Source organism: Rhodococcus sp. RS1C4, assembly GCF_002258225.1.
GTDB lineage: Bacteria > Actinomycetota > Actinomycetes > Mycobacteriales > Mycobacteriaceae > Rhodococcoides > Rhodococcoides fascians_E.
Map to the genome: position 1 here is coordinate 1 of NZ_NOXZ01000016.1, position 14,817 is coordinate 14,817.

Annotated in this window: 16 protein-coding genes; 6 read left to right on the forward strand and 10 right to left on the reverse strand. The window is 64.5% G+C overall.

The window, feature by feature from the left end:
• Window positions 1-316: 316 nt before the first annotated feature.
• The 3 genes from CH289_RS06625 to CH289_RS06635 all read right to left on the reverse strand — a co-directional run bounded on the left by CH289_RS06625 (window position 317) and on the right by CH289_RS06635 (window position 2,426).
• On the reverse strand, window positions 317-544 hold the full coding sequence (locus CH289_RS06625; protein ID WP_033190291.1) for a hypothetical protein: 228 nt from the start codon (window positions 542-544) through the stop codon (window positions 317-319).
• A 70-nt stretch (window positions 545-614) separates the two neighbouring features.
• Complete coding sequence (locus tag CH289_RS06630; RefSeq protein WP_019667840.1) at window positions 615-1,283, reverse strand: DUF1707 SHOCT-like domain-containing protein; 669 nt, start codon at window positions 1,281-1,283, stop codon at window positions 615-617.
• Window positions 1,284-1,319: 36 nt separating this feature from the next.
• Window positions 1,320-2,426, reverse strand: a complete 1,107-nt coding sequence (locus tag CH289_RS06635; RefSeq protein WP_218828457.1) for a glycosyltransferase — start codon at window positions 2,424-2,426, stop codon at window positions 1,320-1,322.
• Window positions 2,427-2,597: 171 nt separating this feature from the next.
• Between CH289_RS06635 and CH289_RS06640 the strand changes: the two genes are divergently transcribed.
• Window positions 2,598-2,987, forward strand: coding sequence for an SRPBCC family protein (locus tag CH289_RS06640; RefSeq protein WP_033190293.1), 390 nt, complete (start codon window positions 2,598-2,600; stop codon window positions 2,985-2,987).
• 38 nt (window positions 2,988-3,025) lie between these two features.
• Here CH289_RS06640 and CH289_RS06645 read toward each other — a convergent pair whose 3' ends face one another.
• From CH289_RS06645 to CH289_RS06660, 4 genes are read right to left on the reverse strand one after another with little or no spacing between them, the layout of a single operon-like run.
• The gene (locus CH289_RS06645; protein ID WP_230594016.1) at window positions 3,026-3,250 is read right to left on the reverse strand and encodes an autophagy-related protein 2; all 225 of its coding nucleotides are present in this window, start codon (window positions 3,248-3,250) and stop codon (window positions 3,026-3,028) included.
• A gap of 42 nt (window positions 3,251-3,292) precedes the next feature.
• The gene (locus CH289_RS06650) at window positions 3,293-3,943 is read right to left on the reverse strand and encodes a response regulator (protein ID WP_020112333.1); all 651 of its coding nucleotides are present in this window, start codon (window positions 3,941-3,943) and stop codon (window positions 3,293-3,295) included.
• Window positions 3,940-5,088, reverse strand: coding sequence for a MacS family sensor histidine kinase (macS, locus tag CH289_RS06655; RefSeq protein WP_094727614.1), 1,149 nt, complete (start codon window positions 5,086-5,088; stop codon window positions 3,940-3,942). The genes CH289_RS06650 and macS overlap by 4 nt, the downstream gene beginning before the upstream one ends.
• Window positions 5,081-6,274: an AI-2E family transporter gene (locus tag CH289_RS06660; RefSeq protein ID WP_094727615.1), complete on the reverse strand. Its 1,194-nt coding sequence runs from the start codon at window positions 6,272-6,274 to the stop codon at window positions 5,081-5,083. The genes macS and CH289_RS06660 overlap by 8 nt, the downstream gene beginning before the upstream one ends.
• 286 nt (window positions 6,275-6,560) lie before the next feature.
• Between CH289_RS06660 and CH289_RS06665 the strand changes: the two genes are divergently transcribed.
• Both CH289_RS06665 and CH289_RS06670 read left to right on the forward strand, forming a co-directional pair.
• A complete protein-coding gene (locus CH289_RS06665) occupies window positions 6,561-8,015 on the forward strand; it encodes an adenylate/guanylate cyclase domain-containing protein (protein ID WP_019667833.1) in 1,455 nt (484 codons plus the stop codon).
• A 30-nt stretch (window positions 8,016-8,045) separates the two neighbouring features.
• A complete protein-coding gene (locus CH289_RS06670) occupies window positions 8,046-9,191 on the forward strand; it encodes a lysylphosphatidylglycerol synthase transmembrane domain-containing protein (RefSeq protein ID WP_462052396.1) in 1,146 nt (381 codons plus the stop codon).
• On the opposite strand, the gene map is transcribed toward CH289_RS06670, so the two are convergent.
• Window positions 9,192-9,962: a type I methionyl aminopeptidase gene (map, locus tag CH289_RS06675; protein WP_020112339.1), complete on the reverse strand. Its 771-nt coding sequence runs from the start codon at window positions 9,960-9,962 to the stop codon at window positions 9,192-9,194.
• A gap of 145 nt (window positions 9,963-10,107) precedes the next feature.
• Here map and CH289_RS06680 point away from each other — a divergent pair, with 145 nt between their 5' ends.
• The 3 genes from CH289_RS06680 to CH289_RS06690 all read left to right on the forward strand — a co-directional run bounded on the left by CH289_RS06680 (window position 10,108) and on the right by CH289_RS06690 (window position 12,694).
• Window positions 10,108-10,659 carry a YceI family protein gene (locus CH289_RS06680; protein WP_019667830.1) on the forward strand — a complete coding sequence of 184 codons (552 nt, stop codon included), beginning with the start codon at window positions 10,108-10,110 and terminating at the stop codon, window positions 10,657-10,659.
• A gap of 157 nt (window positions 10,660-10,816) precedes the next feature.
• Complete coding sequence (locus CH289_RS06685; RefSeq protein ID WP_094620583.1) at window positions 10,817-11,200, forward strand: DUF3054 domain-containing protein; 384 nt, start codon at window positions 10,817-10,819, stop codon at window positions 11,198-11,200.
• Window positions 11,201-11,245: 45 nt separating this feature from the next.
• Window positions 11,246-12,694 carry a peptide MFS transporter gene (locus CH289_RS06690; protein ID WP_094727617.1) on the forward strand — a complete coding sequence of 483 codons (1,449 nt, stop codon included), beginning with the start codon at window positions 11,246-11,248 and terminating at the stop codon, window positions 12,692-12,694.
• Here CH289_RS06690 and CH289_RS06695 read toward each other — a convergent pair.
• Window positions 12,691-13,428, reverse strand: a complete 738-nt coding sequence (locus CH289_RS06695) for a sulfite exporter TauE/SafE family protein (protein ID WP_020112342.1) — start codon at window positions 13,426-13,428, stop codon at window positions 12,691-12,693. The genes CH289_RS06690 and CH289_RS06695 overlap by 4 nt on opposite strands.
• Before the next feature lie 11 nt (window positions 13,429-13,439).
• A partial coding sequence (locus CH289_RS06700; protein WP_094727618.1) for a penicillin-binding protein 2 occupies window positions 13,440-14,817 on the reverse strand: 1,378 nt, incomplete at its 5' end.

The following is a 14,817-nucleotide window of genomic DNA, read 5'->3' on the forward strand; positions in this document are numbered from 1 at the left end:
TCCGACTCAGAATCTCCACCTGACGCTCCAACGTCGCCACCACCTGAGCCAGATACGCCGCCTCGATCGGCAACACCGACCCCGTACTGTCGACCGCCGAGTCACCGACCGCCGCGTCACCGACCGCCGAGTCACCGACTGCTATCCCCGAACCCTCATCCACCATGAGCATGACACCACCATAACCAGACCCACCGACAAGTTTTCGAACACACGTTCCCATACCGCCGGAGTTGCTGGATACTTCGATCGACCGCGAACTCGAGCGAACCGGACGACACAGCTGATCGAGCAACAGCCTGAAACTTACGGTCGATCAATCCAATTCGTCGTTTGCCACCGACTCGATCCAGTCGACGGCGGCGTCGGTCAGTTCCGACTGATCTGCCGAAGAATGCCCGGCCCACCACGCCGGGTCGGGCGAATCTCCCGCGACGGAGAGAAGTTCGGCTTGAACATACGGGTCGAGCGGCTCACCGTTGTGTTCGATCAACCACGATCGCGTACGGACTGCCAGTAATGGCCACACTTGTTGGATCTGCATCACTTCATCGTTTCGCCAGGTACGGGCGTCGTCAATCGGGGTCGACCCTGAGATTCACCCCGAAGCGCGATCAGTGTCCGAACATCCGTCGGAACGACGTTCCGAGTGGGTGTTTGGCGGTGACGGAGCCGAAGCGGACTTTGCCGCGCACGACAACGTGCAATCGGCCGATGGGCGGGCCGGTGCGGACCTTGTTGTTGGCGCTGCCGCCCACGGTGTCGAGGCCGTTGAGGTCGACCGTCGCCTCCTCGGGGACAACGAGAGAGATTGTGCTGCAGTAATCGTCGACGGTCACCTCGACCACCTGGGTCGACATGATCGCCTGTGTGAAATCGAGCGTGATCGTCGACATCTTGCTCTGGATCGACAACTTCGGCGGCACGTGCCACGGCCCTTTGCGCGACACCGTGGACATCGTTCCGCGCACCACGTCGCCCGGACCGCCGTGAGCGTTTCCTGCGTGCCCCTGCCAGGGCGAATGCGTCGGCGGTTGATAGGCAGGCGCCGGGACGGCGTTGTATGGAGTGGGACTGGGCGGGCGGTGCTCCTCGGCGATTTGCATGCCAGGTAGGTCGGCGAGGACGGAGTTCAGTTCACCGCGGGTCTTGGCGGCCAGCGCCGTGTCCATCCGCTCGGTGAATTCGCCCAGTGACAGCATGCCCTGCCCTACTGCGCGCTGCAGGAGCTGACCCACATGCTCCTTCTCTGCGTCGGACACTCGTAGATCCCTCGCCTCCATGCGTTCCAGGATAGGTGTCGACGCCGAACCTGGCCATCATGCGGATTCGAGCACGCTCAGCATCCCCGCCACCGACAGCGGCCAGCCGAACTGCTCCGCCCTGGCCCGCGACGCCGTCCGTCGGGCTGGAGCGGGTAGGTCGAACACCCTCGACAGTTCCGTCGCCAATCCGTCTGCGGTGTCGTCGAAGCGCCCACCGCAGTCGGTGGTCACGATGTCGGCCAGCGCGGACGACCTCGATACGACGACGGGGGTTCCGGTGGCAAGCGATTCGAGTGCGGCCAGCCCGAATGTCTCGTGCGGGCCCGGCGCCACCGCGACATCCGCCGACGCGAGCAGGGCGGCGAGTTCCTCACGCCCGTCGACGAATCCGAGGAACTCGATGGGGAGCCCTCGGGCTCTCCGTTCGAGCCCGGCGCGCCTCGGTCCGTCGCCTGCGATCACCAACCGGACATCGAATCCGGAATGGTGAAGCGCAGCAACCGAATCTATGCTGCGGTCCACTCGTTTCTCCACCGACAATCGACCGCAGTGGACGAGCAGTCGGCCAGAGCCCCGATGCCAGGGCGACGCGGAATCGCCGACGCGTCGGCCCGGATGAAACATGTCGAGGTCGACGCCGAGTGGAACCTGCGAGACGTTGGTGGCGCCGATGCGCTCGAACTCGCGTCGCGCAAAAGCGGTGGTGCACACGACGGCGTCGTACGTCTCGACTGTGCGACGGTTCGCGACGTCGGCGAGTGCTCGTGCCGTCGCGTCGGGCACCATCTGCCCGAGTAGGCGATCGAGGCGCTCGTGGGAGATCATCACGCTTCGAACTCCGCGCCGGGCTGCCCACTTCCCCATCCCTCTCAGCGTGAGGCGGTCCGACACCTCGACGACGTCGGGACGCAGCGCACTCAGGAGTCCGGCTGTGGATCGAGGATTGACCGCGCGATAGCCACCGGTGAAGGGGATCTTGCCTGCAGGGCGGGTGATGCGCAGAACCCCCGACGGCAGGATCGTCTCGGTCGCTCGCTCTCCTGGCACGACCAGAATCACCTCGTGGCCGGCCGCCGTGTAGCCCGCACCCAGTTGATCCACGGCGGTTCGCAGACCGCCGGAACGCGATCCGTAGAAGTTCGCAAGCTGCACGATGCGCACTGCGTCGAGTGTGACCACGCGCCGTGACTGCTCGTCGACGAGTGGGAGAACGGCAAGTAGGAGGACTCTGAACGTCGGGAGTCCGGACAACGACCTTCCCCGCACTGCCTAACCGCCAAATAGACCGCTCACCACGTTTTTCTCGGCGAATCCCCGGGTAAATTCGTGGAGATGGAGATCACGATCGATGCCGTTGGGGAGGCGAGAGCCGGTGCGGTGTGGGAGCGGTACATGGACCCACGCCAGTGGTCGTCGTGGGCAACGCAGATCGTGTCCGTTGAATACTCCATGTCGCGCGTGTGCACACAGTCGTTCGGCCGGCTCGAAGGCCCACTGTGGCTTCGACTCGACTTCGAGGTGACCGATGTAGACGAAGCGGGCTGGACGTGGACGTCCAAAGTCTGGTTCAAGAATCGCAAGCTGGGGCTGACGCTCACCCACGGGGTAGCGTCGCGACCGGACGGGAGCCGCACCTGGCTGACCCTGGACGGACCGCCGGCCTTCGTGCTCCCGTACCTGCCGTACGCGCGGTGCGCCATCGGGCGCCTCGTCCGGCGCTGAACAGGCTGGCCAGGACTTCCGCCTGCCCAGCCTGGGCGTCACTCGGTGCGGGTGGTGGTCTTCGGGTCCGTCGGAGTGTCCGTCACGTCGTCCGGATCGGGCGTCGGGAACGACGGTGAATCACCGGATCCGTCGATGTGCTCGTCGAACTCTTCGATTGCGCGTCCGCGCTCGTTCGCGCTCTGCCCGGTGTCGGCATCCTGACCGCGCGTCTTCTCGGTGGGATCGACGGTGGTGTCGACGGGCTTGTCGGTATCGGTCATGCGTTCAGGTGTGCCCGTCCGCGCGGGCACGCAAACACTCGGCTACAGACCCTGTTCGATCGCGTAGCGCGTCAATTCGACTCGATTCGCGAGTTGCAGCTTGCGCAACGTGGCCTGCACATGATTCTCGACGGTTCGATGACTGAGCGTCAGCTTCGTGGCGATCTGCTTGGAGCTCAACCCTTTTGCGACCAGACGAAGAACCTCGGTCTCGCGTTCGGTCAACGTCGGGCGAGAGTCTCGTTCTCCCTCCGGCGCGCTCGACATCCGCCGGTACTCACCCAGAACCAACGCCGCGAGTCCGGGCGTGAACACCGCCTGCCCCGCAGCGGTGGAACGGACGGCCTCGTACAGTTCGTCGGCGGACGCGCTCTTGACCAGGTACCCCGTCGCACCCGCTTTGATGGCGTCGAGTACGTCCTCCCGTTCGGACGATGCGGACAACACCAGAATCCGGCTGTTCTTCGAGCCCTCGAGGACCTTGCTCGTCGCATCTGCTCCATTTCCGTCCGGCAGATGCATGTCCATCAGCACGACGTCGGGCTGTGTGGCCTTCGCCCGCCTTCCTGCGGCGCCGACGCTGTCCGCCGTCGCGACGACGTCGAATCCCGCGGCCTCCAGATCCCGTGCGACGCCGTCGCGCCACATGGGGTGGTCGTCGACGACCATGACGGTGATCTGCTCCTGCGTCATCGTTTGTCCTTCGGGTCGTTCCGCTGTTTCGGCACTTTGATCTCCCATTCGGTTCCGACGCCGACGTCGGTGTCCAGCACAGCCGTTCCGCCGATCGACGAGACCCTGCCCAGTATCGACTTCGACACGCCCATCCGCCCTTCGGCTTCCGCAGCCGCCAGTCGGCCGGGGGCGATACCGTCGCCGTCGTCGCGCACGCTGACGATGACCATGTCGTCGACGTCTTCAAGCAGGACATAGGCTCGAGCACGCTCGCCTGCATGAAGCGCGACGTTGGACAGTGCAGTGTCGACGACGGCGGAGAGTTCCTCGGCCACCGACCTGTCGAGCAACACCGGATCCGGCGGGGAGGACACCGAGACAGTGGTGCTGCCGTAGGGACGAAGAAGGCTGCGCAAGTCCACTTCAGCCTGGGTGGCGTCGACTCGGCTCGGCTCCCCCTGCTCGGAGATGAGCATTCGCAACGCTACTTCCTGCTCACCCGCCAGCTCGGCGAGTTCGCCTGCAACACCACCGATTTCCGATCCACGACGGCGAACGAGCGCGAGGACCTGCAGCACACCGTCGTGCACCTGCCGGGCGAGACGTTCTCTTTCCTCGGTGATTGCCGCGAGTCGGGCCGCGCGCTGGAGTTCGGCGTGCGCTCGATGGGCGGTGTTGCTCGCCAACCCGAGCGCAAGACCGACGGACACCAGAACCGGTGCGGTCGCATCGGTCCACAGATCCAGATCGATCTGATCGCGCACCACGGCACTGACCACCGACAACAGGATGCCTGACGCGATACCGCCCTTGGGCCCGAACAGGATTGCCGCCGAAATGACCGCATTGGTCGCCCACAACGTGGTTGGGAGGGTTTGGTGAGTGCTGTACCACTCGTATTCCGACACGAGGCGAGTCGACGCCATCAGCCCGATCACGACGATCTGGTCGGCGAGTACCACCTTCCACCGCGGGAGCGTCGCCCTCGACAGCAGCGCAGCGGACAGACCGGTCCATACCGCCATCAACGCCACGAAGAACCAGCTCAGCCGAGCATTGCTGTAGTAGGACATCGAGGCCACCTGATAACTGATCGCGTAGATCAACGTGATCAGACGAAACGCCTGCGAGGCCCGCCACAGCGGCGTGACAGCGTCACCCATCGGTCGGCTTCCGTTCCGAGCCGGTCTCTTTCGACAGATCCGGGGTGCTCAGACTGCCCGGGTCGAGTTCGCGATTGTGGGGATGCGGGCTGTCGGCCTCGGCCGGGAACAGAGGCTCCCCTGGATCGTGTTCTTCCAGTTCCTCGTAGACCTCGTCGGGATCGTCGGCGAGCAACGACCGAACCGCAGTGTTGAGGACGGCGACGATGGGGACGGCCAGCAGGCCACCGACGATTCCGGCCAGCAGAATGCCGACGGTGATGGCCAGTACCACCGCGAGCGGGTGCAATCGCACTGCACGGCCGAGCAGCAACGGTTGCAGCACATGCCCTTCCAGCTGCATGACGGCGACGACAATACCCAGCGTGATCAGCGCCGTCAGCCAGCCCTTGGTCACCAAAGCGATGAACACGGCCACGAATCCGGTGACGAACGCACCGACGATCGGAATGAACGCTCCGATGAACACGAGCGATGCCAACGGAAGTGCGAGCGGTACGCCGAGGATGGCCAGACCCGCGCCGATTCCGATGGCGTCGGCTGCGGCGACGGCGACCGTCGCGCGCACGTATCCGACGAGGGATCCGAAGCCTTGACTGCCGGCGAGGCGGATCCGCCGTCGCGCTCCGGTGGGGGCGAGTCTGGTGACGAATTCCCAGATCTGGTCTCCGCCGTACAGAAAGAAGATCAGGATGAACAGCGTCAGCGCGGCGCCGGTGAGGATTTCGCCGATGACGGTCGCAGTGGTCAAGGCGCCCGACGTCACTGCGGCCTGGTTGTCCTGGATGACCTTGACGAGGTTCTCGCTCGCCTGACTGATCTGATCCTGCGAGATGTGGAAGGGCCCGTCGGCCAGCCACCGCTGGACGTCGTTGATCGACGTGGTGAATTGGTCACCCAACTGCGGTAGCCCCTCGATGAACTGCTCGACGACGAACGTCATGATCCCGGCGACGACGCCGATGCTCGCGATGATGACGATCATGACGGCCGCGGCCCTCGGCACGCCGCGTCGCTGCATCCAGTCGACGAGCGGGAGCAGCATCGCCGACGCGAGTAACGCGAGGCCGAGGGGGATGACCACCGTGTCCAGCCGTGCGACGACGTAGCAGAACGTGATGAAGCCGGCGAAGATGACCAGCAGACGCCAGGTCCATTCGGCGCCGATCCGGACGAGGGGATGCACCGAGTCGGCAGGAGTGGAGCCTGCGGAATGACCAGATAGGCCAGGAGTGGAGCCTGCGGAATGACCAGATAGGCCAGGAGTGGAGCCTGCGGAATGACCAGATAGGCCAGGAGTGGAGCCTGCGGAATGACCGGAGGGGGCCGCTGTTGGAGGGGGTGCTGGACGGCTGGGAAGTACCTTTGACGCTTCTGCCTGCGGCTCGCGTTCGGTCACCCGGTAAATTTAACCCGTGCTGGCATCTTTGAGAGCGGTCTCGCTCACCCTGAAGAGTCGCTGGCCTCTCTATATGTTGTCGATGTTGCTGTCGAATCTGTTCGGCGCGGTGTTGGTGTTCGCGTTCGTGCGGTACGGGCTTCCCATCGAGGAGTCGCAGTCGATCGTCGCGGATCGTGTTCGCAATGTGTACGTGTTCGGGGCGTATCTGGTCGCAGCCGGTGCGGTGAGTCTGTATTACGCAGCTCGGACGTTGCGGAGTGTGATTCGGTGGCAGTTGCGCGGTGGCCCGCCGAACCGCAAGGAGCAGATGGCGACGCTGCATGCGCCGCTGCGACAGGCGATCGTGCATCTCGTCCTGTGGGTCATCGGCGGCGTCCTGTTCGTGCTGCTCACGGTGACGGAGATGCCGTCGCTGGCGGTGGCGGTGATCGTCACGGTGGTCATGGCGGCGACGGTGACGTTCGGTTTCACGTACATGCTCGGCGAGAGAATCCTGCGGCCGGTGGCTGCGATGGCTCTCAGCGAGGGCCGATTCGACCGGACGATGACGCCGGGCGTCGGGACCAGAATGGCGATGACGTGGGGTTTGGGCACGTTGATGCCCGTCATCGGCATCATCTTGCTGTGCGCGACGCAATTGACGACGGATCTGGTGTTCTCCACCGATTCGTTCGCGGTGGCGATCATCCTGCTCAGTGTCCTGGCGATCGGTCAGGCGTTCATTCTGTCGATGCTGACGGCGAGTCAGATCTCCGATCCCATTCGCCAGCTTCGCCGGGCGATCGAGCGTGTCCAGCGTGGGGACAACGACGTCGAGGTCGACGTGTTCGACGGCAGCGAGATCGGTCGACTGCAGGTCGGCTTCAACCGGATGATGGAGGAATCGGCCGAGCGTCGAGTGCTGCGGGAGCTGTTCGGTCAGCATGTCGGCGAGGACGTGGCCCGACGCGCATTGCAATTCGGTACCGAATTGGGCGGGGAAACTCGCTTCGTGGCGGTGCTGTTCGTGGACATGGTCGGATCGACGGCCACGGCGTCGGAGCGCCCACCCGGTGAAGTCGTCGAGCTTCTCAACGAGTTCTTCCGTGTGGTGGTCGACGTGATCGATCAGCACCACGGTTTCGTCAACAAATTCATGGGCGACGCCGCCCTCGCGATCTTCGGGGCGCCGCTGGACCGGCCCGACGCTCCGACGGCAGCATTGGCTGCCGCACGTGACCTGCGGTTTGCCCTCGACGACATCGTCGGACTCGACATCGGCATCGGTGTGTCGGCCGGCCTTGCGGTGGCAGGAAACATCGGCGCTAAGGAACGCTTCGAGTACACCGTCATCGGAGACCCGGTCAACGAGGCATCTCGTTTGACCGAATTGTCCAAACTTCGGCCCGGCCGCGTGCTGGCGTCGACGTCCGCTCTGTACTTCGCAAGTGACGAGGAACAGGAACACTGGGAGCTCGGAGATCAGGTCCAACTACGCGGCAGACGACGCCTCACCCACCTCGCATGGCCCGTGGAGCACCCGTGAACGTTCGACTCGTGTGGTTACCCTGTGAAGGTGGCCGAACCGAGACCCGAGCATGTGGCCGGCGCTCCTGAGGCAGGCAACCGAGGCCGGAGAAACCGCCTCCGCTGGCTGAAGTGGATCGCCGGGGTCGCGTTGATCGCTCTGCTCGTCGGCGAGGGCATTTATCTGTGGCCGCGGTTGCACGAGTCCTGGCAGGCGCTCACCGAGATCCATTGGGGTTGGCTCGCCGCGTGTGTGTTCACCCAAGCCGTGTCGCTGAGCGCGTTCGGGCGGGTGCAGAAGCAGTTGCTTCAGGCCGGCGGTGTGCGGGTTCGTCAGGCCAAGTCCGTCGCCGTCATCTACGGCAGCACTGCGATGTCTCTGACGCTGCCCGCCGGTCAGGTGTTCTCGACGGCGTTCACGTACCGCCAGACCCGACGCTGGGGTGCGAGTCCCGTCGTCGCGTCGTGGCAGCTCGCGATTTCGGGTGTCATCGCCGCTGCCGGGCTGGCCGTCCTCGGCGTCGCGGGCGCGTTGCTCGTCGGCGGATCGGTCAACACCTTCACACTGGTGCTTCCGATCGCCGGTGTGCTGGCGATCGTTCTTGCCGTTCGGTACGTCTCGGCGCACCCTCGGTCCATCCGCAGTGCGGCGCGGTGGGTTCTGCACAAGGTGAACGACTTTCGCAATCAGCCTCCCGATGCCGGGCAGGAGCGGATCGACGAGGTCATCGAACAGGTTCAATCGGTACAGCTCGGTAAGCGAGACGCCGGCCTGACGCTCGGCTGGTCGGCGGTGCATCGTCTCGCCGACGTCGCCTGCCTCGGTTTCGCGTGCTTCGCCGTCGGCGCAGATCCCCGCCTGTCCGGGTTGCTGTTCGCGTTCGCCGCCGCCAAGGCCGTCGGGTCGGTGCCGCTTGCTCCCGGCGGACTCGTCATCGTCGACGCCACCCTGATCGCGCTGCTGACCAGCGCGGCGTCGATCAGCGCGTCGCAGGCCGTGGCAGCGGCGTTCGTCTACCGCGCCGTCAGCTTCATCCTCGTCGCCGTCGTCGGCTGGATCGTCTTTCTCGTGCTGTTCCGTAAACACCAGCACGAGGACCTGGGGTACGACATCGCGTTGGAGAAGCAGGAGGCCAGGAACCTCCACCTCGACGTCCAGCCGAAGATCGACAGGTCGGATCCGGAACCTGCCTGATCACCGTGCGAGCGTGAGGATTTCGACTCCGTCGTCGGTGACGGCGATGGTGTGCTCGCTGTGCGCGGTGCGACATCCGGTGGAACTCTTGAGCGTCCAGCCGTCGGTGTCGGTGATCAACTTGTCGGTATCGGCCATCACCCACGGCTCCAGGGCGAGCAGCAGACCCGGCCTGAGCGTGTAGCCGCGGCCCTTGCGGCCACTGTTGGAGACGTGCGGATCCTGATGCATCGTCGAACCTATTCCGTGCCCACCGAATTCGGTGTTGACCTTGTAGCCGGCACCGGTGAGGACCGACCCGATGGCATGGGAGATGTCGCCCATCTTCACGCCCGGACCCGCGGCCTCGATTCCGGCGGCCAACGCGCGCTCGGTGGCGTCGATCAGCGCGACGCTGTCCGCGGGCTTCGTCTCGCCGACGACGAAGCTGATGGCGGAGTCCGCGGCGATACCTCCGAGCAGGATCGCGAGGTCGAGCGAGAGCAGGTCGCCGTCGGCGAGGGTGTAGTCGTGAGGGCGGCCGTGCAGAACAGCGTCGTTGACGCCCGTGCAGATGTAGTGACCGAACGGGCCGCTACCGAAGGACGGCGCGTAGTCGACATAGCAGGACTCGGCACCTGCCCCGAGAATCATTTCCTTGGTCCACCGGTCGATGTCGAGCAGATTGGTTCCGACGACGCTACGGCTCTTCATGGTCTGCAGGATCTCACCGACGAGTGCGCCGGTCTCGCGCGCCAGGGCGACCTGGCTGGGGTTCAGAATCTCGATCACGGTAGGGCCTTCCCGAAACAATCCAATAACTATACCGGCCGAACTATACCGGTCGACGAATCGAAAAAGTCTCCCGGGAATAGATGCGGACCGCGGTCCGCTTATGTACTATGCGTGTTGAACCTTCAATCAAACAGGAGTTGTCATGACCACCGCCATCGCATTGCCCGAACTGTCCGCAGGCACCTGGAACATCGACCCGGCGCACTCCACCGTCGGATTCTCGGTACGCCACCTCGTCGTCAGCAAGGTTCGCGGCCGCTTCCAGGCTTTCTCCGGCGCCATCACGGTCGCGGAGGACGGCACCCCCTCGGTCAACGCCGAAATCGACGTCACCTCCATCACCACCGACAACGAGCAGCGCGACGGCCACCTCAAGACGGCCGACTTCTTCGAGGTCGAGAAGTACCCCACCGCTACGTTCACCTCCACCTCCGTCAAGGCCGACGGCGGCGACTTCGTGGTCACCGGTGACTTCACCCTCCACGGTGTCACCAAGTCCATCGACCTGAAGCTCGAGTTCAACGGCGTCAACCCCGGAATGGGCGCAGGCCCGGTCGCAGGCTTCGAGGCCAGCACCACCATCAACCGTCGCGACTTCGGCATCTCCATCGACATGCCCCTCGAAGGCGGCGGCGCAGTCGTCGGCGACAAGATCGCACTGACCCTCGAGATCGAGGCAGGCCTCGCTGCTTGATGCAGCCCGCCTCTCTCCACCTGAGCACCGGGTGACCTCTTCGGTCGCCCGGTGCTCTCGTATGTCGGCAAGAACGACCCATGTGGACGGGAGTGGAGCCGGCAGGAACGACCCATGTGGACGGGAGTGGAGCCGGCAGGAACGACCCATTTACTCTGTGTGGGTGACCAAGCGCAGCCCGATTTTCGCCGCCGTCGTCGATCTGATTCTCGTGATCGTGTTCTGCGCGATCGGCCGGCGCAGCCATGACGAGGCGGGTGCCATCACCGGTCTCGTGCACACGGCGTGGCCGTTCGTGGCAGGTGCCGCGGTCGGCTGGGCTGCATCGTGGGCGCTGTATCGGGACAAGTTCGACGCGTATCTGATTGTCCCGACGGGCATCGTCGTCTGGGTGTCGACGGTCGTCGTCGGGATGATTCTCAGGGTGATAAGTGGGCAGGGAACGGCCTTCAGCTTCGTTCTCGTCGCGTCGACGGTGCTTGCTGTTTTCCTGCTCGGGTGGCGCGCACTCGCGAAGTTGTTGCCGACCCCGAAAAACTGACCGTATCTCCCCCAATTCGCCGCCTGAGCATGGGACAGTTCACTAATGGCCGATGTTCAGAGCAAGCAAGACACAGCGTTCTTCGGGCAGCCGTTCGCGCTGGCGAACCTCTTCGGCGTGGAGATGTGGGAGCGGTTCTCGTTCTACGGGATGCAAGGCATCCTCATCTACTACCTGTACTACTCGGTGGCCGACGGCGGACTCGGAATTGCGGAGAGTTCGGCGACGTCGATCGTGGGCGCCTACAGCGGAACGGTGTACCTCTCGACCATCCTCGGCGCATGGATCGCGGACAGGCTCCTCGGCTCGGAGCGCACGTTGTTCTACAGCGCCGTCCTGATCATGCTCGGCCACATCGCCCTGGCACTTCTTCCCGGTTTCCTCGGGGTCGGAGTGGGTCTGGTCCTCGTCGCATTCGGTAGCGGCGGCCTCAAGGCGAACGCGACGTCCCTCGTCGGCGATCTGTACGACGAGCACGACAATCGTCGAGACGCCGGGTTCTCGCTCTTCTACATGGGCATCAATCTCGGCGCGTTCGTCGGCCCACTGCTGACCGGTCTGGCGTGGGACACCGCGGGATTCCATGCCGGATTCGGCTTGGCGGCAGTCGGTATGGCGCTCGGACTGATTCAATACACCCTCGGCCGCAAGCACCTCGGCACCATCGGAGCCACGCCTCCGAATCCGCTTCCCGGCGCCGAGCGTGCACGGTGGGCGATAATCGCAGTCGTCGCGATCGTTGCCGTCGCACTACTCGCGATCTTCGGCGCACTCACCGCGTCGAACCTGTCCGACGTGGTGGTGGGCGTGACCGTCGTCGCCGCGATCGGTTACTTCGCAATCATTCTCTCCAGCAAGCAGATCACGAAGATCGAACGCCGACGCGTCATCTCGTTCATTCCGATGTTCATCGCGAGCGCCGCGTTCTGGTCGCTGTTCCAGCAGCAGTTCACGACCGTCCCGCTCATCGCGGATTCCAAGCTGGACCGCAACCTGTTCGGTTGGGAGTTCCCACCCAACTGGGTGCAGTCGATCAACCCGGTCTTCATCATCATCTTCGCCGGTGTGTTCGCGGCTGTGTGGACCAAGCTGGGTGACCGTCAGCCGTCGACGCCGCTGAAATTCGCAGCGGGCGTGTCCATCATGGGTCTCGCTTTCCTGGCGTTCGTGCCCTCGCTCGCGGGTGCATCCATGCCGTTGCTGGCGCTCATCGGCATTCTGTTGCTGTTCACGTTCGCGGAGCTTTTCCTCTCGCCCGTCGGGCTTTCGCTGTCCACGAAGCTCGCACCGGAGAACTTCCACACGCAGATGGTCGCGCTGTTCTTCCTGTCCGTCGCGCTCGGCTCGGCCATGGCAGGCACGCTTGCGGGTTACTACGATCAGGACAACCCGAATCCGTTCTTCTACACGGTCGGCGGTGCTTCCATTGCCGTCGGTGTCGTCCTCGTCGCCCTCACGCCGTGGATCAAGAAGATGATGAGCGGGGTTCGCTAACCCCGGTACAGCCAGGCGGCCAAGCCGAGTCCGAGCACGCCGACGGTGATCCGCAACACCGTCGGCGGAATGACTTTCACCACCGGGGGTCCGCAGTAGCCACCGGCGAACGCCCCGATGGCGAGGGCAAGCGCGGCGAGCCAGTGCACGTCACCGGAGAACACGAAGACCAGAGCAGCGATTGCGTTCGCTATGCCGAGAAAGAAACTCTTCAGAATGCTTGCGCGCCAGATCGAATCGGACGTACAGATCAACGCCAGCGCCAGGAAGATCACGCCCGCTCCTGCACCGAAGTAACCCCCGTAGATCGCCACGAAGAACAGCGACACGGGGTACAAACGCGGGAATTCGCCTCCGGCAGCCAATTTCCGGATACGCGGCTGAGCCAGCAGCGCGATTGCGGCGAAGGCGACCAGAAACGGCACGACGGCCTCGAAGGAATCCTCGGGCGCGAACAGCAGCAACAGTGCACCGGCGAGCCCACCGGCAGCGGAGATCGCCGCGAATCGGACGAGTTTCTTTCCGTCCTTGGCGATCTCGCTCGACGCATTGGTGGTGGCCCCGACTCCGACCGCCACCATCGCCACCGTGTTGGTGACATTCGCGGCGACCGGCGGTACGCCTGCCATCAACAGCGCCGGATAGGACACCAGTGACGCCAACCCGGTCACGAAACCCACGAGGCCGGCGAAGAAACCGGCGACGACGAGTAGTCCGAATTCGAGCAGAGTCACGAAGGGTAAAGCTACTCGGTGGTGCCGGAGTCCAATGCAGTCAGCATCTGTGTGCCCATCTTCACGGCCTGATCGGTGCCGTACGCATCCTCGATGTACACCGCGAACGCCAGGTCACCTCGGGTGCCGATGAACCAACGGTCGTCGTCCGAATTGCCGGCGAAACCGGTCAAGCCGTCGTAGGCAGCAAAACCCTCGTCCTGCGCGGAGTTCTGGAAGATTTCCCGAAGACGCTGCAACGCAGACTCGGGAATCGCTGCCGTCTCCTTGCTCGCGGTCGCCGTCTGACCTGCCACGATCGACGGCAGCGTCGCGCCGCCTCTCGCCACGGCCGCACCCATCTGGGCCAGACCGAACGGGGTGACCGTGACGTCGGACGGCGTGTTCCCGACGTTCCGGAAGCGATCGATGGAACTGCTGCTCGACGGGAACTGCCCCGTGTAGGCGTTCAGGCCCGGCATCGAATAATCGACGCCGAAACCGAGACTCGTCGGATCCACATCGTCGACCGCCAGCAGATCGGCAGCCGATCCGACGGGATACATCGCCGAGAACGCGATCTGGCCCTGCTCGTTGGCATAACTGTTCTGGGCAGCGGCGACTATCGCACCGGTCGAGGGTGCGATGGCCACGATCGAGGCCGCCGACGGCGCACTGACCACCGCTTCCTCGGCCGCGAGCTGGACCTGCGGATCGAGCGTCGACTGCAGATCCGGACCGGCAGGCCCCTGGAAGCCTGCCTGCCGAACGTAGGTGCCGTCGGGCCCGATGACGTCGACGGCCCAACCTGCCGTCGCGTCACGGTTCTGCTGCCACGCGTCGCGCAACGAGTCCAGCAGCGGCGACGTGATCCGGCGGTCCCCCGCGATCAGCTTCGGCGTCTGCGTGATGACAACACCGGGAATGGCCCTGAGATCATCCTCGAGCACCGCGAAGTCGTCGTCGCGCAGATTGACGGCGAGCACCGAACTGCCCGGCGTCGCCGCCAACTCGGTGAGCAGCGAGTCCGACGTGATCAGAGGGGCGACGACGTCGATGACATCGGCGAGCTGCGCGGTGGACGCCGCTGGGTCCGGCATCTGCGCAGGGTCGAGCAGAACGGCGTTGATCGTCCGCTCGTTCATCAGCACGTTCCGAGCCGAATCGAAGACCAACGGCGGCGCTGCATCGGTGCGTACGTACCGGACCGAACCACCCGGCACCATGTCCGGCGCCACCACAGCCGGCTCCCACGCGATGCGCCACCCGACACTGAGCTTCTTCGCCGTGCCGCGGGTGTCGTAGGCCCAATCCTGACCGTCACGGAAATGCCAGTCGGAATCGACGGTGAAGAATCCCGAGTCGCCGCTCAGATCGATGAACTGGCCGACCTCGAAGTCCCCCGTCGAC